Source organism: Enterococcus songbeiensis, from assembly GCF_005405265.1.
GTDB lineage: Bacteria > Bacillota > Bacilli > Lactobacillales > Enterococcaceae > Enterococcus_C > Enterococcus_C songbeiensis.
Window position 1 is genome coordinate 111915 of record NZ_BJDS01000008.1, and the last position, 19338, is coordinate 131252.

Sequence of the window (19338 nt, forward strand, 5' to 3'; positions counted from 1 at the left end):
GTTGATGTTAGAACGATATACAAGACCCGAATTGGGGAAAATTTGGACGGAAGAGAATCGTTTTCAAGCATGGTTGGAAGTAGAAATTTTAGCCGATGAAGCTTGGGCGGAATTAGGAGAAATTCCTAAAGAGGACGTCAAAAAGATTCGCGAAAAAGCTTCTTTCGACCCGCAGCGAATCGCAGAAATTGAACAGGAGACTCGCCATGATGTGGTCGCATTTACTCGCGCTGTCTCAGAGTCTTTGGGTGAAGAACGAAAATGGGTTCACTACGGATTGACTAGTACCGATGTTGTGGATACAGCTTATGGCTATTTAATTAAACAAGCCAATGATCTATTGAGAGCAGATCTGCAACGGTTTACTGCGATTATTGCTGAAAAAGCGAAAGAACATAAATATACTGTGATGATGGGTCGGACTCATGGTGTACATGCAGAGCCAACAACATTTGGGTTGAAATTAGCAACTTGGTACTCAGAAATGAAACGCAATATCGAACGTTTTGAACATGCGGCTAAGGGAGTCGAAGCCGGGAAAATTTCCGGTGCAGTCGGAACTTTCGCTAATATTCCGCCATTTATCGAAAATTATGTGTGTGAACATTTGGGTATTCGACCACAGGAAGTTTCAACCCAAATTTTACCACGGGATCTTCATGCGGAATATTTTGCTGCAATGTCTTTGATTGCTACGAGTATTGAGCGTTTTGCGACCGAAATCCGCGGACTGCAAAAATCAGAAACTCGGGAAGTGGAAGAATTTTTTGCAAAAGGTCAAAAGGGTTCCTCCGCGATGCCTCACAAACGAAATCCAATCGGCTCAGAAAACATGAGCGGGCTTGCACGGGTCATTCGCGGGCATATGCTGACGGCTTATGAAGATGTCCCATTATGGCATGAACGGGATATTTCCCATTCTTCTGCTGAGCGGATTATTTTACCGGATACTACGATTTTACTGGATTATATGCTGCAACGCTTTGGAAATATCGTAAAAAATCTGACGGTTTTTCCAGAAAATATGAAACGAAATATGGATGCAACTTTTGGATTGATTTATAGCCAGCGAGTAATGCTGAAATTGATTGACAATGGCATGACTCGAGAAGAAGCCTATGATTTGGTACAACCTAAAACGGCCTATGCGTGGGATCATCAAACGGCTTTTCGTCCGCTTTTAGAAGAAGATGAAGCTGTCACTTCGATTCTAAGCAAAGAAGATTTAGACGACGCCTTTGATTATCACTACCATTTGAGAAATGTTGCTACCATTTTTGAACGAGTAGGTTTGGATTAGCAGACCATGATTTAAAGATAAACCTAAAACAGCCCGAACAATTGAGAATATTCCAGTCACGTTTTCGTGAGGAGGACTTCTTGATTGTTCGGGCTGTTTTTTACTCTTGATTAGCCAGTTGTGTTAAAACATCGGCTGCAAGAGCCGTTGCAGATTCATTTTCTTGTCGGTCTTCAAGCATAGAAACCATCAAGTAATTGCTGTTTTCTGCATCAAAGGCTAGTAAGAAACTATTTTCCTGTCCTTTTTCGTCTTGTTTTTCTTTGATTTCTGCTGTTCCAGTTTTGGCAGCAAGAGGGAAACCAAGGGAAGCAAGACTGTGAGCTGTCCCATTTGGATCATTTACTACCGCCTGTAAATCGGTGACGATTGTAGCGACGGCATCCTTAGAAAGAGATTCCTTCGTTTTTGATTCTGCATTCAGTAGAAGACGAGGATAAACCAAAGTTCCCTGATTTGCAAAAACGGAATACATCGCAGCTTGCTGGATAGGTGTGATCAATAGTTGCCCTTGGCCATACCCTGTATCTGCTAAAAGAATTTCTGAATCAAACGATTTTTCATTAGAAATTTGCGGCGTTTCCATGGCAATCGGCAGATCCAATTCTTCGCCGAAAATAAATTTATCTAAACCAGCTCGAAATTTTGTTTCACCCATTGCTAGCGTTTGCTGTGCCATATAAATATTGTCAGAATACACTAATGCGGTTTCTAAATCGACTTGTGGGACATCAGAGACTCTCGTTACCTGATAGTCTCCCCACGAATGATCTTTTTGCCATTTTAACCCATCGATTGCTACTGTTTTTTGCGGATCAATCGTGCCGTTTTCTAAGCCGATTCCGGCAGTAATCGTTTTGAAAGTAGACCCCGGTGCATACCTGGTAGCAAAACGAGATAAAAAGGGTTTTGCTGTATTTTTTTCATAGGCATCGTATTCTGATTGCGAAATACCGTGCGTCATTTTGTTTGGATCAAAGCTTGGAGAACTGACCGTAGCTAATAAATCACCTGTTTTTGGTTGTGTGATGACTGTCGAACCGGCTTTATTGTCTAGTGCTTGGAATGCTGTTTTTTGGAGATCGGCATCGATGGTGAGCTGAATGGTTTCCCCATCTTTTTTAGTTTGTTCCAATAGAATGTCTTTTTCTGTACCGTCCTCTTTGGTAATTGCAATCTTTCCACCGTTTTGGCCCCGTAGCTCTTGATCGTAAGCTGCTTCCAGTCCTGAGCGGCCAATTTCTCCAGAACTGCTTAACTCTGGATTTTTTTCAATGTCTTCTGCTGTGACCGTGCCTAAATACCCAATCAATTGGGCAGCCGCTTCGCCTAGTGGGTAATTTCGCCCGGTGGTTTCTTGAATGCTGGCACCGGTTGGTAAATCATCTGTTGCACCATCGATAATTTTAAGAGGGACGAAGTAATCTGGTTGGACCCAGGCTTGTTCGATCGCCTGAGTAATTGTGTCACTTTCAAGGGAAAACTTATCTGCGATAGCTTGAATGTTTTTTTCTTTCTCGGTTCCTTCACCTAACTGATTGGGAACAACACCTAATTGCTTTAACGTGGCATTGACAGCTAGGGGTTGGTTGTTTCGATCGACGATTTCGCCGCGCGTGGCATCAGTAACCGAGACGTTTATTTTATCTTTTCCAGACATTCCCGGAAAAATCAAACTCGGACTCCATTCCAGTTTTGGTTCTTTTTCACTGATATCGATTATCCCTTGATAATTCAAGTCTTTTAACTCACCTAAAGAGGTAGTCATAGTTAAGGAATAGGAAAATGTATAGGTATCAGCGCTTTTTTCGTTGACTTTGATTTTTTTTGCGACGAGATTGTCGGCACCAATTCCGGGATAAATCGCTTGGTATTTCTCAACGATTTCTTTTGTAGAAAAATCATTTCGTTTAGTGGTATCTTTTGTCAAAAGTGAAGGCAAAGTATCAAAATCTTGTTTTTTGAGAGTGGTTAGGTACTTATTTACTAGTTTTTTACTGGCTGTCATTGTTTGATTTTTAGTAAATGCCTGATAAGCAATAAAGCCACCGCCACCAAGCACAAGGAGAAGAAGGACTATCAACAGGGGCAGCAGGTTTTTCTTTCTTTTTTGTTCAGAACGTGTCTTTTTTTCCATAATTGACCTCCAAGTTGGTATGGTATCTATGATAAGGGAAAAGTTCGTAAAGTTGATAAGAAATAAAAAAGAAATCCATAAGAAAATGGATTTCAGCAACGTTATTTTATAAGTAGATTATGCAAGAGCGACCCGCTGATGTGTGTACTGAGAAACTCGCTCTTCCCGCAATGCCTCTAAAAGTAATTCAATGAAAGAAAAATTTTGTTCTTCCAAATTATAAAAAACTTGGAAGCGATAGTGATTTTTGAAAATATGTTGCTCGTGAATTTGATGAATAACGAGTTCATCATTTTTTTGATTTTTGAATTGAATTGTACGTTTGCGGCATTCGCAATGTCGCTGAGAAGCCCGCTTTAATTTACGAAAGGTATAAAACGATGTGTCTTTATTCAGATGGTAGACTTCATCGACCGCGAGCAAATCATTGAATAATTGAAGTTTATCTTCTACTGACAATGTGGCCAAAAAATACTCAACGTTACTTCGTTGACAATCCATGAAACATCCTCCTCAAAAACTTACCCTGAAATTACACTCTCACTATAGCATTTCAATCCTTATTTGTAAACGTTTTATCAAAAAAATAAATAATAACGAAGAAATCTAACAAGTAAATTACGCAAAAGACGAACGATTTTAATAAAATAATAATTAATATTCACAGTAACATTGACCACCTTTTGCTAAGTTGTTAAAATAATCACGAGTCAAACACGAACGATTAACTGCATCGTGTGCGAAAATATAAACAAAAGAGGCGTAGGAATGGAAAAAGCGAGTTTAGTTTATGAAGGAAAGGCGAAAAAGCTTTTCTACACGGATCAACCAGATGTTTTATGGGTAGAATACTTAGATCAGGCAACTGCATTGAATGGGGCAAAAAAAGACATCGTCGTGGGAAAAGGAACCTTGAACAATCAGATTACGGGTTTGGTTTTTCAATGGCTGAAGGAGGAAGGAATTCCTTCGCATTTTGTTGGCAATTTATCTAAAACCGAACAATTAGTGAAAAAAGTCGAGATTATTCCACTTGAAATTGTCGTTCGTAATTATGCTGCAGGAAGTTTCACCAAACGATTTGCCCTTTCAGAAGGAACACCTTTAGATTTTCCAATCGTTGAGTTTTATTACAAGAATGATGGGTTGGATGATCCGTTTATCAATGACGAGCATGTTCGGTTACTGAAATTGGCAACCGGAAAAGAAATCAATGATATTAAACATTTGGCACAGAAATTAAATCATGCATTGCAAAAATTATTTTCTGAGATCAATATTCAATTGATTGATTTTAAAATTGAAGTCGGTCGAACAGCAAACGGAAAGATTTTATTGGCAGATGAAATCACCCCGGATACCTGTCGTCTTTGGGATTTGCAAACACAAAATCATTTAGATAAAGATATCTATCGTCGAGAATTAGGAGATTTGGTTCCAGTTTATCAAGAAGTATTAAATCGTTTAGAAAAATTCAGTGAAGGAGTGTCACCATGTATTTAGTGAAAGTCTATGTTACTTACAAAGATTCCGTTTTGGATCCTCAAGGAGAAGCCGTAAAAGGAGCCGTTCATCGTTTGGGGTACGAAGAAATTACCGAAATACGAATGGGGAAATATTTTGAAATCAAAGTCGCTTCGTCCAATCGCCCTGTGGAAATCGCTATTGAAGAAATCTGCGATAAATTATTAGCAAATGTCACGATGGAAAGCTATCGGTTTGAAATCATCACGTTGGAGGAAAAGTAAAATGAGATTTGCAGTCATTGTTTTTCCCGGTTCAAATTGCGACAAGGATCTTCTCTGGGCGGTACAAGACATCATGGGACAGGAAGCTGCTTATGTTCGTCATGATGCCGAATCACTGGTTGGCTTTGATGGTGTGTTGCTGCCGGGAGGATTTTCTTATGGTGATTATTTACGCTGTGGCGCCATTGCCCGGTTTGCACCGATTATGCAGGAAGTTATTCGTTTTGCTGAAGAAGGAAAACCGGTCTTTGGTACTTGCAATGGGTTTCAATTGTTGACAGAAGCTGGACTTTTACCAGGCGCTTTACGAAAAAATGATTCCTTACATTTTATTTGCAAGACCGTTTCTTTAGAAGTGAATCCCAATACACCATTTACTTCAGAATATGAAGAGAAAACAGAGATTCATTTGCCAGTAGCCCATGGGGAAGGCAATTACTATTGTGATGCGGAAACCTTGCAACAATTACAAGACAACAATCAAATCGTCTTTACTTACAAAAATGAAAACATCAACGGCAGCGTAGCAAATATTGCCGGAATTTGTAATGAGGCGGGGAATGTTTTGGGTATGATGCCTCACCCTGAACGAGCCGTGGAGGACCTTTTAGGTTCTGAGGATGGCAAAAAGTTCTTTGCTTCAATTATTAAAAACTTTGGAAAGGTGCCGATGAATCAATGATAACTATGACTGAACCAACACCTGAATGGATCAAAGAAGAAAAGACCTATCTCAACTGGGGATTGTCGGAAGAAGAATACCAGTTGATTGAGAAAATTTTGGGTCGTTTACCAAATTACACAGAAACTGGTTTATTTTCTGTCATGTGGAGTGAGCATTGTTCCTACAAAAACTCCAAACCAGTTTTGAGAAAATTTCCCACGGATGGTCCACAAGTATTGCAAGGTCCTGGAGAAGGTGCAGGCATCGTTGATATCGGTGATGGTCAGGCAGTTGTTTTTAAAGCGGAAAGTCATAATCATCCATCTGCTGTTGAACCATACGAAGGGGCGGCAACAGGTGTTGGCGGGATTATTCGGGATATTTTCAGCATGGGGGCCCGACCAATCGCTATTTTGGATTCTTTGCGGTTTGGTGAATTGACCAACTCACGAACAAAGTATTTATTGGAAGAAATCGTTGCCGGAATCAGTGGGTATGGCAATTGTATCGGTATTCCGACAGTTGGCGGCGAAATCAGTTTTGATTCTTGCTATGAAGGCAATCCGCTGGTCAATGCCATGTGTGTTGGATTGATTGAGCACAAAGATATTCAAAAGGGTCAGGCAAAAGGTGTTGGAAATACTATTATGTACGTCGGGGCAAAAACTGGTCGTGATGGGATTCATGGTGCGACATTTGCTTCGGAAGAATTTGTTGAAGGGGAAGAACAGCAACGTTCTGCCGTTCAAGTCGGTGACCCCTTCATGGAAAAACTATTGCTGGAAGCCTGTTTGGAATTGATTTTAGATCATGCGGATATTTTAGTGGGAATTCAAGACATGGGAGCAGCAGGATTGGTTTCATCTAGTTCTGAAATGGCATCGAAAGCTGGTTCCGGGTTAAAACTATTTTTAGATGATGTTCCTCAACGGGAAAGCGAAATGACACCATATGAAATGATGCTCTCTGAATCGCAAGAACGTATGTTGATTTGTGTCAAACAAGGACATGAAGAAGAAGTCGTTGCCTTATTTCGCAAGTACGATTTAGAGGCGGTATCGATTGGTGAAGTAACTGATGACGGTATGTATCGTCTTTACCATAAAGGGCATTTAGTCGCTGATCTTCCAGTTGATGCCTTAGCAGAGGATGCACCGGTTTATCAGAAGGAGCGAAAAGAACCTGCCCGTATCAGCGCTTTTCAAAAAATTCCCGATTTTTATCCAGTAATTTCTGATGGGGCTGCTACTTATTTAGAGTTGCTTCGTCAACCAACCATCGCATCAAAAAAATCAATTTATGAAACGTATGATAGTCAAGTTTTAACTAATACCGTTGTGGCACCGGGAAGTGATGGTGCAGTATTACGAATTCGTGGAACAAATAAAGCGCTGGCGATGACCACCGACTGCAATGGTCGGTATCTCTATTTGAATCCTGAAATCGGCGGACAGATGGCTGTAGCAGAAGCTGCTAGAAATATTGTTGCCAGCGGTGGAAAACCATTAGCAATCACTGACTGCCTAAATTACGGGTCCCCAGATAAACCAGAAGGCTTTTGGGAGTTGTGGACTTCGGCCGATGGTATTGCAAAAGCCTGTGAAGTTTTAGAAACTCCAGTGATTTCGGGGAATGTTTCTTTATACAATGAAACAAATGGCCGCAGTGTTTACCCAACTCCTGTAATCGGAATGGTCGGACTGATTGAAAATGTAGCCGACATTACAACGCAGGAATTTAAGAAAGTTGGAGATTTGATTTACGTTCTTGGCGATACACAAGCTGATTTTAATGGGTCAGAAATTCAAAAATTGCAAATCGGGAAAATTGAGGGGAAATTGATGGCCTTTGATTTAGCCGTTGAAAAGAAAAATCAAGAAATTCTTTTAGCTGCTATTCAGGCAGGATTGATTGCAAGTGCCCACGATTGTTCAGAGGGGGGTCTAGCTGTTGCACTTGCAGAAGCTGCTTTTCCAAATGAATTTGGGATTGATGTAACCTTGACTTTCCCTAAAGAATGGTTATTTTCTGAAACTCAATCTCGCTTCGTTCTTTCAGTAAAACCAGAAAGACAACAAGCCTTTGAAAAAATGGTCGGTTCATTCGCAACAGCAATCGGTGTTGTGACAGATGACGCCATCTTGAAGGTTCAATTAAGGGACGACAAAATTCAGTTACCAACGAAAATGGCAAAAGAAGCCTGGGAGGAAGCCATTCCATGTCTTATGAAGTAAAAAGCTTAAATGAGGAGTGCGGAATCTTTGGTGTGTGGGGGCATGCCGATGCAGCTCGGGTGACATATTTTGGTTTGCACAGTTTACAACATCGTGGGCAAGAAGGCGCAGGAATTGTTGCGAATAAAAACGGCAAGCTGAAAGGGCATCGAGACTTAGGTCTGCTATCCGAAGTTTTCAGAGATGACCGACAACTGGCTTGCCTGGAGGGAGAAGGAGCCATCGGACATGTGCGCTATGCTACTGCGGGAAATGGTAGTGTAGACAACATCCAGCCTTTTCTTTTCAAATTTTATGATTGCCAAATTGGTTTAGCCCACAATGGTAATCTGACGAATGCACGGAGTTTGCGGACTGATTTAGAAGCAAACGGTGCGATTTTCCATTCTAATTCAGATACAGAATTATTGATGCATTTACTTCGACGCAGCAAGCAAACCACTTTTTTAGAACAACTGAAAGAAGCTCTAAACCAAGTGAAGGGCGGTTTTGCTTATCTTTTAATAAAAGAAGACTGTCTGATCGCAGCGTTAGATCCTAATGGCTTTCGTCCTTTAGCAATTGGTCAAATGAAAAATGGTGCGTACGTGGTTGCTTCTGAAACCTGTGCATTAGAAGTGATTGGTGCGTCCTTTGTACGGGATGTCCAACCAGGAGAAATCGTGACGATTAATGATCAAGGTATTCACATCACCACTTATACAACAGAAACGCAACCAGCAATCTGTGCGATGGAGTATATCTATTTTGCTCGTCCGGATTCAAATATCGCGGGTGTCAATGTTCATACTGCTAGAAAAAACATGGGTAGACGTTTAGCAAAAGAAGCACCAGTGGAAGCTGACATGGTAATTGGTGTTCCCAATTCCTCTTTATCGGCAGCAAGCGGCTATGCAGAAGCGTCGGGAATTCCCTATGAGCTTGGTTTGGTAAAAAATCAATACATTGCCCGAACGTTTATTCAACCTACACAGGAATTGCGAGAACAAGGAGTGCGCATGAAACTTTCTGCTGTACGGGGAGTCGTTGAGGGAAAAAGGGTAATCATGGTAGATGATTCCATTGTCAGAGGAACCACAAGTCGTCGAATCGTGCAACTGCTAAAAGAGGCTGGAGCAAAAGAAGTTCACGTGCGAATTGCTTCTCCGCCATTGAAATATCCTTGTTTTTACGGAATCGACATTCAAACCCGCAAAGAATTGATTGCGGCCAATCATTCCATTACTGAGATTCAGCAATGTATTGGGGCAGATTCGTTGAGCTTTTTAAGTGAACAGGGCTTGATTGACGCCATCGGCTTGAACTTTGATGCTCCTTATACCGGCTTGTGTATGGCCTATTTTAACGGGGATTACCCAACGCCGTTGTACGATTATGAAGAAAAATATCTTGCATCGCTGAAAGAACAGACATCATTTTTTTAAAGGAGAGATTACGTGACAAACGCATACGCGAAAGCTGGGGTAGATGTGGAAGCCGGCTATGAAGTGGTTGAACGAATCAAAAAACATGTAGAAAAAACAAAAAGACTCGGTGTGATGGGAAGTCTGGGTGGCTTTGGCGGTTGTTTTGATCTTTCCGCACTTTCTGTGAAAGAACCGGTATTGGTTTCTGGAACGGATGGCGTCGGAACGAAATTGCTGGTTGCCATTCAAGAAGGTAAACATGATACGATTGGCATTGATTGTGTTGCCATGTGTGTGAATGATATCGTGGCACAAGGAGCAGAACCATTGTATTTTCTAGACTATATTGCTACCGGAAAAAATCAGCCCGCTCGATTGGAACAAGTGGTAGCGGGGGTTGCTGAGGGCTGTCTACAGGCTGGCGCAGCTTTGATTGGCGGTGAAACAGCAGAAATGCCTGGAATGTACGGTGAGGGAGAATACGATTTGGCTGGTTTTGCTGTTGGTATCGCTGAAAAAAGTCAGTTGATTACTGGGGAAACTATCCAAGCCGGTGATTATTTAGTTGGACTACCCTCATCAGGAATCCATTCCAACGGCTATTCACTGGTTCGGAAAATCTTTTTTGACGACCATCATTTTTCAGGAAGCCAGCAGTTACCAGAATTAGGAAATGAATCACTGGGGACTGTTTTATTGACGCCAACAAAAATTTATGTGAAGGCGTTATTGCCATTAATTAAAGAACAACTGGTTGCCGGTGTCGCCCATATTACTGGGGGAGGTTTTGTTGAAAATATTCCTCGAATGCTGCCGGAAAATTTATCGGCTGAAATGGAAAAAGGAACTTGGCCGGTATTACCGATTTTTCATGTCCTAAAAAAATACGGTGAATTGTCAGAAGCGGAAATGTATGAAATTTTTAATATGGGTATCGGAATGGTTTTAGCTGTTACGCCAGAAAACCTTGCGAAAGTTCAAGCGTCCTTGCTGAAATCAGGGGAAGAAAGTTTTGTCATCGGAAAAGTTGTTCCTAAGAAAAAGGACGCAGTAGTGGTGAAAGGATCAACAGAATGAGGGTCGCTGTGTTGGCATCAGGAAATGGCAGTAACTTTGAGGCAATTGTGAAAAGTTATCAACGACGAGAGATTCCCGGAGAACTTGTTTTGCTTTTTTCAGATAAAAAAGAGTCCTACGCAATGAAACGGGCTGAAATGCATGGAATTCCAGCATTCACTTTTTCGCCAAAAGATTTTCCTTCAAAAGACTGCTATGAAGAAGCCCTTTTTGATTTATTTGCGGACCACCGGATTGATTACTTGATTTTGGCCGGTTATCTACGAATTATCGGTAAAAAATTATTACAGGCTTTTCCTAACCGGATTATTAATATTCATCCTTCTTTGTTGCCGGCATTTCCGGGACTTCACGGAATCGAAGACGCTTTTTCATACGGAGTGAAAATGACCGGAGTCACCGTTCATTTTGTGGATGATGGCGTTGATACTGGACCAATTGTTGCACAAAAAGGTGTATCGATCTTACCGGAGGATACTCTCGAAATTTTGACAGAAAAAATTCATCGGGTGGAACATCAGTTGTATCCCAAAACGATTGCAGAACTATTCAAACAGGAGGAAGCAAGAAATGAAACGAGCATTGATTAGCGTATCGGATAAAACAGGCATTCTTGAATTGGCAAAAGGGTTATTGGCAGCCGGATTTGAAATCATCTCCACCGGAGGGACGCAAAAAGTTTTAGCTGACGCAAATATCGAGACGATTACGATTGAGTCAGTCACCGGTTTCCCGGAGATGATGGACGGACGGGTAAAAACACTCCATCCGGCAATTCATGGCGGATTGTTGGCGCGGCGAGATTTATCAGCGCATCTTGCGGCAATGGAAGCCCATCAGATTTCGCCAATTGATTTAGTTGTAGTCAATCTTTATCCCTTTAAAGAAACGATTCAGCAGCCGGATGTCACCGTTGCTGAGGCAATTGAACAAATTGATATCGGTGGTCCTAGCATGTTGCGTTCAGCGGCAAAAAACCATGCTTCAGTTACCGTACTCGTTGATCCAGCCGATTATTCCGTTGTATTACAGGAGTTAGCTGAGGAGGGCGTAACTCTTACTACGAGACAACGGCTTGCTGCAAAAGTTTTTCGTCACACGGCTGCCTATGATGCATTGATTGCAGAGTTTTTGACAGAGAAGTTTGAAAAAGAAACTCCTGAAAAAGTAACTGTCACTTATGAGTTGAAACAGTCATTGCGTTATGGGGAAAATAGTCACCAAAGAGCAACGTTTTATCAATCAGCATTGCCGGTTGCCTATTCCATTGCTAGTGGAACACAGTTGCATGGGAAAGAATTATCTTACAATAATATCAAGGATGCTGATGCTGCTTTGCGGATTGCCAGAGAATTTTCTGAACCGACAGTTGTTGCTTTGAAGCACATGAATCCTTGTGGCATTGGTAGAGGAGCAACGATTGAGGAAGCCTATGATTTTGCCTATGAAGCTGATCCGATTTCGATTTTTGGTGGAGTAGTGGTGTTGAATCGGGAAGTTGATTTATCAATCGCTGAAAAAATGCATCGTTTATTTTTAGAAATCATTCTGGCACCCTCGTTTACGCCGGAAGCTTTTGAGGTGTTAGCTAGCAAGAAAAATTTGCGATTAATGACAGTCGATTTTGATTCAACAGCAACGAAAGAAACAGAAATGGTTTCGGTTTTAGGTGGTGTGTTGATTCAAGAACAAGATATTCTTCAAGAGGATGAAAGCCAGTGGCAAGTGGTCACGAAACGGCAACCAACCGAAGCAGAAAAACAAGCGTTGCAATTTGCTTGGAAAGCAGTCAAGCATGTGAAATCAAATGCGATTCTTCTTGCAAACCAATACCAAACTGTGGGAATCGGTGCTGGTCAAATGAATCGAGTAGGTTCGATGAAAATTGCAATCCAGCAGGCAGAAGAAAACAATAAGTTAACCGATGCTGTAGTGGCAAGTGATGCATTTTTTCCAATGAGTGACAGTGTGGAATTTGCAGCCCAGCATGGAATCCGGGCAATCATTCAACCTGGTGGCAGCATCAAGGATCAAGAATCCATTGACATGGCAAATAAATACGATATTGCCATGATTTTTACCGGTGTACGTCATTTTAGACATTAACCTAAGTTTCTAGGAGGAAGCCATGAAAATATTAGTAATCGGCAGCGGTGGGAGAGAACATGCCATTGCGAGAAAATTATTGGCAGAAAAACAGGTCACTGCGGTTTATTGTGCTAAAGGAAATCCGGGAATGACCAAAGACGGGATTTGTTTAGTGGATATTCCAGAAGACGACCATGAGGCATTGATCGATTTTGTTAAAAAAGAAAATATTGCTTGGACTTTCGTAGGACCAGAAATTCCTTTATTGAATGGCATTGTTGATGATTTCCAACAGGCAGGTTGTAAAATTTTTGGCCCTACTAAAGCAGCAGCCGAGATTGAAGGATCGAAGGATTTTGCGAAAAAATTGATGCAAGACAATGGCATTCCAACGGCGGCGTTTCAAACCTTTATAGAACTTGCTCCTGCTGTGGAATATGTGAAAGAGCAAGGGGTACCGATTGTTATCAAAGCAGACGGATTAGCGGCAGGAAAAGGGGTAGTAGTGGCAGAAACATTGCCCCAAGCGATCCATGCGTTAGAAGATATGCTGGCACGCCATAAATTTGGCAAAAGTGGAGCAAAGGTCGTAATCGAAGAATTTCTTGATGGTGAGGAATTTTCATTAATGGCATTTGTTAAAGGCAGCGAAGTTTATCCAATGGTCATCGCACAAGACCATAAGCGGGCGTACGATGGTGATCATGGCCCCAACACTGGTGGAATGGGGGCGTATTCTCCAGTTCCGCAAATTTCGGATGCGTTGGTAGCCGAAGCAGTAGAAAAAGTTTTGAAACCGGCTGCCATAGGGATGATTGAAAAAAACATTCCCTTTCAAGGAATTTTGTATGCGGGTTTGATTGCTACAGAAAAAGGCCCCAAAGTGATTGAATTTAATGCCCGGTTTGGTGACCCGGAAACACAAGTCGTTTTACCACGACTATCTTCAAGCTTGTTTCAAATCATTGATGATTTGCTGAATGATAAAGTACCAACAATTACATGGTCACCACAGGCTTCCCTTGGGGTTGTTGTCGCCGCAGAAGGCTATCCAGAAAAATACCAACAGGGAATGCCGATTCCATCCATTCTTTCATCGAAAGTTCGTGTGTCTTATGCCGGGGTTGCAGAATCAGAAAACGGAACCTTACAGGCAAATGGAGGCAGGGTTTTCTTGGTAGAAGCGACCGGCAGTACTTTGGATGAAGCAAAAAGGCAAGTGTATCAGACGCTAGATGAATTACCTCTGTCCAAAATGTTTTATCGCCACGATATTGGAGAAAAAGCAGGAAGCTAATCTTCAAAATTTATCATAGAAAATGAAGCCTTTTCATGAATGGTTGTGGTACAATTTGACATGAAAGCAACATATGCCGATTCTTTGGCGGGTCTCATTCGTGGATGGGAATACGGCATGAAAATAGGTTAAAGTTTTGACAGAAATTTTAACTCATAATGTTAATAAGGAGGAATTTTTTATGAAAAAGGTAAAGTTTGGTTCAGAAGATTTAGCAGTTTCCAGCGTGATTCTGGGTTGTATGCGGATCAACAATGCAAAAGATCCGGTAAAAGTGATTGAAACAGCAGTTGAAAATGGGATTACTTTCTTTGACCATGCAGATATTTATGGGCAAGGAAGTTGTGAGTCGATTTTTGCGGATGCTTTAGCAAAAACCAACTACAAACGCGAAGATTTATTTATTCAAACAAAATGCGGCATTGTTCCAGGTGTGATGTATGATTTCTCGAAAAAACACATCATTGAAGCAGTGGAGGGCAGTCTGACTCGATTGAGAGTTGATTATGTGGATGCGTTATTGCTTCACCGTCCAGATACGTTGTTTGAACCTGAGGAAGTAGCAGCAGCATTCGATCAACTAGCAGCAGATGGCAAGGTGAAATATTTTGGTGTCAGCAATCAAAATCCCGGACAAATTGATTTGTTGAAAAAATATGTTCGGCAACCATTGCTTGCAAACCAATTACAATTTGGAATTAAGCATTCAGAAATGATTGATCGTGGATTGCACGTCAATATGACGGATGCTGGCAGTTTTGATCACGATGGCGGTATTTTAGAATATTCCCGCTTGCATGATATGACGATCCAAGCCTGGTCTCCTTATCAATACGGTTTCTTTGATGGCGTTTTTATTGATAACGAAAAATTCCCAGAATTGAATCAAAAATTACAGGAAATGGCAGAAAAATACAACACGACACCAACTGGAATTGCCTCTGCTTGGATTTTACGCCATCCAGCCAATATGCAAGTGATTGCCGGAACGATGACGCCGCATCGAATCGAAGAAATCGCCAAAGTTTCTGAAATCGAAATGATCAGAGAAGATTGGTACAGTGTGTATTTGGCAGCAGGCAATATTTTGCCATAAAAACAGATTGCTATTTCAGTCTATTTAAATAGAATAAACGAAAATCGTTCGTGATTTACGAACGATTTTTCTTTTTTATAAAAAACATTTCGATAAATCATTGATTTCCCCGATTAATTGCGCTAAATTACATAGGGCGCTAAGAGACGCCGATGATTAAATTGTTTTTTGGATACAGAAAGGATGTTCTATTTATGTTTGACATGAAAGTATTTGATTATGAAGATATCCAATTGATTCCTAATAAGTGTATCGTCAATAGTCGATCCGAATGTGATACACAAGTAACACTCGGTGGTCACACCTTTAAAATGCCGGTGGTTCCTGCTAATATGCAGACAATCATCGATGATAAAATTGCAGAATTTTTAGCAGAAAACGGCTATTTCTATATCATGCACCGTTTTGATGAAGCGGCACGGATTCCTTTTATTAAAAAAATGAAGCAACGGGGATTAATTTCTTCCATTAGTGTGGGGGTAAAAGCGTCAGAATATACCTTCGTGGAAGAATTGGCAAAAGAAAATCTGATTCCTGATTATATTACTATTGATATCGCTCATGGGCATGCCAATTCTGTTATCGATATGATTCAACACATCAAAAGACAAGTACCTACAACTTTTGTAATTGCCGGCAATGTTGGGACTCCGGAAGCTGTTCGCGAATTAGAAAATGCGGGGGCTGATGCTACCAAAGTCGGTATTGGACCAGGAAAAGTATGTATCACAAAAATCAAAACCGGTTTTGGTACCGGTGGTTGGCAGTTGGCTGCCGTTCGTTGGTGTGCAAAAGCGGCCCGTAAACCAATTATTGCGGATGGGGGAATTCGTACCCATGGTGATATCGCAAAATCAATTCGGTTTGGCGCAACAATGGTGATGATTGGCTCGCTATTTGCTGGACACGAAGAATCTCCGGGAGAAACAAAAGTCGAAAATGGTATCGTCTATAAAGAATATTTTGGCAGTGCCTCTGAATTTCAAAAGGGCGAAAAGAAAAATGTCGAAGGAAAAAAAATCTGGATTCAACACAAAGGATCATTGAAAGATACCTTGGTGGAAATGCAGCAGGATCTCCAATCATCAATTTCTTATGCTGGTGGCAAGGATTTAGAAGCAATTCGCAAAGTAGACTATGTGATTGTTAAGAATTCAATTTTTAACGGAGATACAATCTAAAAGCTACGACTATCAACAAAGTAACAATGCTATAACCTGTAAATAAAAATCGTGCCGCGAATGTTTCCGGCACGATTTTTGTTTTGAGGAGAGTGGACTTGCTGGGCTTTTTTGGTACAATGGGGAAAAGGAAGTGAAACAATGACGATTAAAGTAATGTCTATCTTTGGGACACGTCCGGAAGCAATCAAGATGGCACCGCTGATTAAAACATTGGAGCAAGACCCGCGTTTTACCTCTATTGTAACAGTGACGGGACAGCATCGGGAAATGTTGGATCAGGTTTTGCAGGTGTTTCAAATTCATCCGGATCATGATTTGAATATTATGAGCGCCAATCAGACATTGACGGGAATCACAACAAAAGTCTTATTGGCACTGGAGCCAATATTGCTTGCGGAACGCCCCGATATTATTTTAGTACATGGAGACACGACAACGACGTTTGCGGCGGCAACTGCGGCTTTTTATCAACAAATAAAAATCGGTCATGTGGAAGCTGGTTTGCGAACTTGGAACAAATGGTCACCCTATCCTGAGGAAATGAATCGCCAATTGACAGATGTTTTGGCAGATCTTTATTTTGCCCCTACGAAAGAAAGTGCCGAAAATTTACGGCGGGAACATCGAGAAGAAACGGCCATCGTGGTTACCGGAAATACAGCAATCGATGCAATGAAATATACGGTCTCAGCAGATTATCATCATCAAAACCTTTCAACAAAGGAAAAACTGCTTTTAGTAACGATGCACCGGCGGGAAAATCTTGGTGAGCCGATGGTCCATGTTTTTCGAGCGTTGGCAAAAATCGCAAGGGAATTTCCGGAAGTCTCGATTGTTTTTCCAATGCATAAAAATCCCCGCGTGCGGGAAACTGCCCGAAAAATTTTGGGAAATGCTGAAAATGTTCGGTTGATCGAACCTTTAGATGTCGTAGATTTTCATAATTTTGCAGCAAAGAGCTATCTGATTTTAACTGATTCCGGTGGGGTACAAGAAGAAGCGCCATCCTTGGGCGTACCAGTTCTTGTATTACGAGAAACGACCGAACGTCCAGAAGGAATTGCGGCGGGAACATTGAAATTAGTAGGGACTGACGAGACCATTGTCTATCAGGAAACGAAGAAATTATTGGAAGATTCCGCTGCCCATCAGCAAATGGCGCAGGCGAATAACCCATACGGTGACGGATTTGCAAGTGAACGAATTGCCGCTGCCATCGCAGAATATTTTAAATAAGAAAAAAATCCAAACGCTAGAATCTGGCGATCGTTTGGATTTTTTTCATCTTCAGCTGGGTTCTCGAGTTCGGATTAGGTGATTGATGGTACGTTGAATTTTCTGAAAGTCTTCCAATGACGGGGCAGCTTTAATGGTTATCACGGGTAATTTTGGAAAAGTATGGAGCAACTCAAAGGTAGTGAGAAGCAAATCAAATTGCTGTAACTGTTGCTGAATCAAATGGTGATGATCAAAAATATTTTCAATAGTTGAAAATATTAAATTTCCGTCTAAAAGTTGATGTGCTTTTTCTTTTAGAAATTGTCCATGAAAAGGTGCGATGTCTGACATGACGAGGATACGTAACGGCGGCATCAATTTTTCCAATAAATCCGGCAGAGCCGTCAGTAAGATAAAGAGTTGATGGTATCGTTGATCAGACGTAATTCGTACGCGATATTTCAATCGGAAATGATCGATGAATTGGTGAAGTTGCTGCAATTCATTTGGATAATTTTGCTGGTAGTCCTCGATAAAATGGTGCCGATCATTCCTCAAAATTGTCACGATATCGCCATTTTTTGTATAAATCAAATTCTCATCACAGAGAAGCTGTAAGATCTGCTGTCTTTTTTGTGATGGAAGGGAAAGAGAAAAGTGTTGTTCTAATTCTTGTAAATAGTATTCTGCAAAACCGTAGACTTTTGCTACCCAAGGATTATTTTTTTTGGCAGTGGTAAAATGGTTGGTTGATAAGAAATAGCTGTCGGTAAAATAGGGCCAAAGAATTTCTTCAATAAAATAAGGGATATTTTTACCGAGTGCTTCCTGTTGGATTTCTGTCAGAAGTTGTGGTTCTGATAGAATGAAGGATTTATCTGCAGAACAAGCAACCATCGAATGCCCCTTCTGCAAACGGAGGATAGCTACGGAAGCAGCAATGACCAGTTGTTCATGGAGCAGATATTGTTCATCCAGTCGGTTTTCTTTCAGAAAAGAAACAATCCATTGACTCAGACGCTGATCCAGATCTGTCTCTGGAAAAAAAGTGACATTATTTTTACGATGCTCTTTGAAATATTTAGTAAACAAGTAACGGATGAAGGGTTCATTTCCACACAAGCGTAAAGGATTTCTTTCGATTCGCACTTCTTTTTCTGCTAAAATTTCTGCTAATTTTTTTAAAAGGCGATTACAGGAAGTAGTACTGATAAATAATCGTTCAGCGGCTTCCGTCTGTACTTTGCAGTTTTCTTGCAACAAAAGATGCAACAACTGCATTTCGGTGGTTTGACCAATCAAACGACTATAAAGCGAATCCAGACCAAATCCTGGAAGATGTCTTAAACGATAGCCGCTTTGCACTCGCTCAATCTTCAATTCCGGAATCTGTTGATTGATCTGCTGGATGTCTTCCCGCAAGATGGGAAGAGAACTTTTTGTCACCTGCAGCAAGTCCATGTTGGTTGCGTCTTTTTTGTTAAAGTAAAGATATTCAAGCAAAAGCAAACGTCTCTTATCTTCTTTTTTCAATAAATTGCGTAAATTCAAACCATCACCTCGTTATTATTGTAACGAATTAAAATAGTCAAAATCAAGATAAAATAAACAACTTATTGACTATTTTGTAATCCTGATTTATAGTTGAAGTGTAATTAAATAATTGTTAGGTGAGGCTCCTATATAGAAACAAGCTGCTGCCGCGAAAGGATCGAGAGATTCTTAGTTTGGTTTGAACAGGGATAGATCGTGAAGGTCATCCATAATGCAGCTGATAGTCATAATGACGATCTACGCTATATAGTGCTAAAGCTCTACGATGATCAAAAACGTTCGTATTACGCGTGTTCATTGTTGAGCGCGCGTTTTTTTGTGTTTTGTTGAATTCG

The 19338-nt window shown here is 41.0% G+C and carries 16 protein-coding genes and 1 riboswitch; of the genes, 13 read left to right on the plus strand and 3 right to left on the minus strand.

All coding sequences use genetic code 11. The annotated features are described in order from the left end of the window. Positions 1 to 4: 4 nt before the first annotated feature. The gene (gene purB, locus FFM66_RS05725; RefSeq protein ID WP_137605279.1) at positions 5 to 1300 is read left to right on the plus strand and encodes an adenylosuccinate lyase; all 1296 of its coding nucleotides are present in this window, start codon (positions 5 to 7) and stop codon (positions 1298 to 1300) included. Between the two features lie 100 nt (positions 1301 to 1400). Here the strand turns inward: purB and pbp4 are convergent, their stop codons facing one another. Both pbp4 and FFM66_RS05735 read right to left on the minus strand, forming a co-directional pair. Next, positions 1401 to 3437: a penicillin-binding protein PBP4(5) gene (gene pbp4 / locus FFM66_RS05730; protein WP_137605280.1), complete on the minus strand. Its 2037-nt coding sequence runs from the start codon at positions 3435 to 3437 to the stop codon at positions 1401 to 1403. 117 nt (positions 3438 to 3554) lie between these two features. Then, positions 3555 to 3938, minus strand: coding sequence for a hypothetical protein (locus FFM66_RS05735; protein ID WP_048605074.1), 384 nt, complete (start codon positions 3936 to 3938; stop codon positions 3555 to 3557). 267 nt (positions 3939 to 4205) lie between these two features. On the opposite strand from FFM66_RS05735, the gene purC reads away from it, so the two are divergent. The 12 genes from purC to wecB all read left to right on the plus strand — a co-directional run bounded on the left by purC (position 4206) and on the right by wecB (position 17467). Continuing rightward, complete coding sequence (gene purC / locus FFM66_RS05740) at positions 4206 to 4940, plus strand: phosphoribosylaminoimidazolesuccinocarboxamide synthase (RefSeq protein WP_137605281.1); 735 nt, start codon at positions 4206 to 4208, stop codon at positions 4938 to 4940. Further along, on the plus strand, positions 4931 to 5185 hold the full coding sequence (purS, locus tag FFM66_RS05745) for a phosphoribosylformylglycinamidine synthase subunit PurS (RefSeq protein ID WP_048605076.1): 255 nt from the start codon (positions 4931 to 4933) through the stop codon (positions 5183 to 5185). The genes purC and purS overlap by 10 nt, the downstream gene beginning before the upstream one ends. 1 nt (position 5186) lies before the next feature. Beyond that, a complete protein-coding gene (gene purQ / locus FFM66_RS05750) occupies positions 5187 to 5867 on the plus strand; it encodes a phosphoribosylformylglycinamidine synthase subunit PurQ (protein WP_048605077.1) in 681 nt (226 codons plus the stop codon). Next, complete coding sequence (gene purL, locus FFM66_RS05755; RefSeq protein WP_137605282.1) at positions 5864 to 8083, plus strand: phosphoribosylformylglycinamidine synthase subunit PurL; 2220 nt, start codon at positions 5864 to 5866, stop codon at positions 8081 to 8083. The genes purQ and purL overlap by 4 nt, the downstream gene beginning before the upstream one ends. Beyond that, positions 8068 to 9507, plus strand: coding sequence for an amidophosphoribosyltransferase (purF, locus tag FFM66_RS05760; RefSeq protein WP_137605283.1), 1440 nt, complete (start codon positions 8068 to 8070; stop codon positions 9505 to 9507). The genes purL and purF overlap by 16 nt, the downstream gene beginning before the upstream one ends. 12 nt (positions 9508 to 9519) lie before the next feature. Next, complete coding sequence (gene purM / locus FFM66_RS05765; protein WP_137605284.1) at positions 9520 to 10566, plus strand: phosphoribosylformylglycinamidine cyclo-ligase; 1047 nt, start codon at positions 9520 to 9522, stop codon at positions 10564 to 10566. After that, complete coding sequence (gene purN, locus FFM66_RS05770) at positions 10563 to 11156, plus strand: phosphoribosylglycinamide formyltransferase (RefSeq protein ID WP_137605285.1); 594 nt, start codon at positions 10563 to 10565, stop codon at positions 11154 to 11156. The genes purM and purN overlap by 4 nt, the downstream gene beginning before the upstream one ends. Then, positions 11137 to 12672 carry a bifunctional phosphoribosylaminoimidazolecarboxamide formyltransferase/IMP cyclohydrolase gene (purH, locus tag FFM66_RS05775; protein WP_137605286.1) on the plus strand — a complete coding sequence of 512 codons (1536 nt, stop codon included), beginning with the start codon at positions 11137 to 11139 and terminating at the stop codon, positions 12670 to 12672. Before purN ends, purH begins: the two co-directional genes overlap by 20 nt. A 22-nt stretch (positions 12673 to 12694) precedes the next feature. After that, complete coding sequence (gene purD / locus FFM66_RS05780) at positions 12695 to 13951, plus strand: phosphoribosylamine--glycine ligase (RefSeq protein WP_137605287.1); 1257 nt, start codon at positions 12695 to 12697, stop codon at positions 13949 to 13951. Positions 13952 to 14132: 181 nt separating this feature from the next. Continuing rightward, on the plus strand, positions 14133 to 15047 hold the full coding sequence (locus FFM66_RS05785) for an aldo/keto reductase (RefSeq protein ID WP_137605288.1): 915 nt from the start codon (positions 14133 to 14135) through the stop codon (positions 15045 to 15047). A 203-nt stretch (positions 15048 to 15250) separates the two neighbouring features. Next, positions 15251 to 16228, plus strand: coding sequence for a GMP reductase (gene guaC, locus FFM66_RS05790; protein WP_137605304.1), 978 nt, complete (start codon positions 15251 to 15253; stop codon positions 16226 to 16228). 141 nt (positions 16229 to 16369) lie between these two features. Then, on the plus strand, positions 16370 to 17467 hold the full coding sequence (gene wecB / locus FFM66_RS05795) for a non-hydrolyzing UDP-N-acetylglucosamine 2-epimerase (RefSeq protein ID WP_048605086.1): 1098 nt from the start codon (positions 16370 to 16372) through the stop codon (positions 17465 to 17467). A 51-nt stretch (positions 17468 to 17518) separates the two neighbouring features. Here the strand turns inward: wecB and FFM66_RS05800 are convergent, their stop codons facing one another. Next, on the minus strand, positions 17519 to 19000 hold the full coding sequence (locus tag FFM66_RS05800) for an AcpB/EbpR/MafR family transcriptional regulator (RefSeq protein WP_137605289.1): 1482 nt from the start codon (positions 18998 to 19000) through the stop codon (positions 17519 to 17521). Between the two features lie 104 nt (positions 19001 to 19104). Beyond that, positions 19105 to 19280, plus strand: a riboswitch (M-box (ykoK) riboswitch). Positions 19281 to 19338 lie beyond the last annotated feature (58 nt).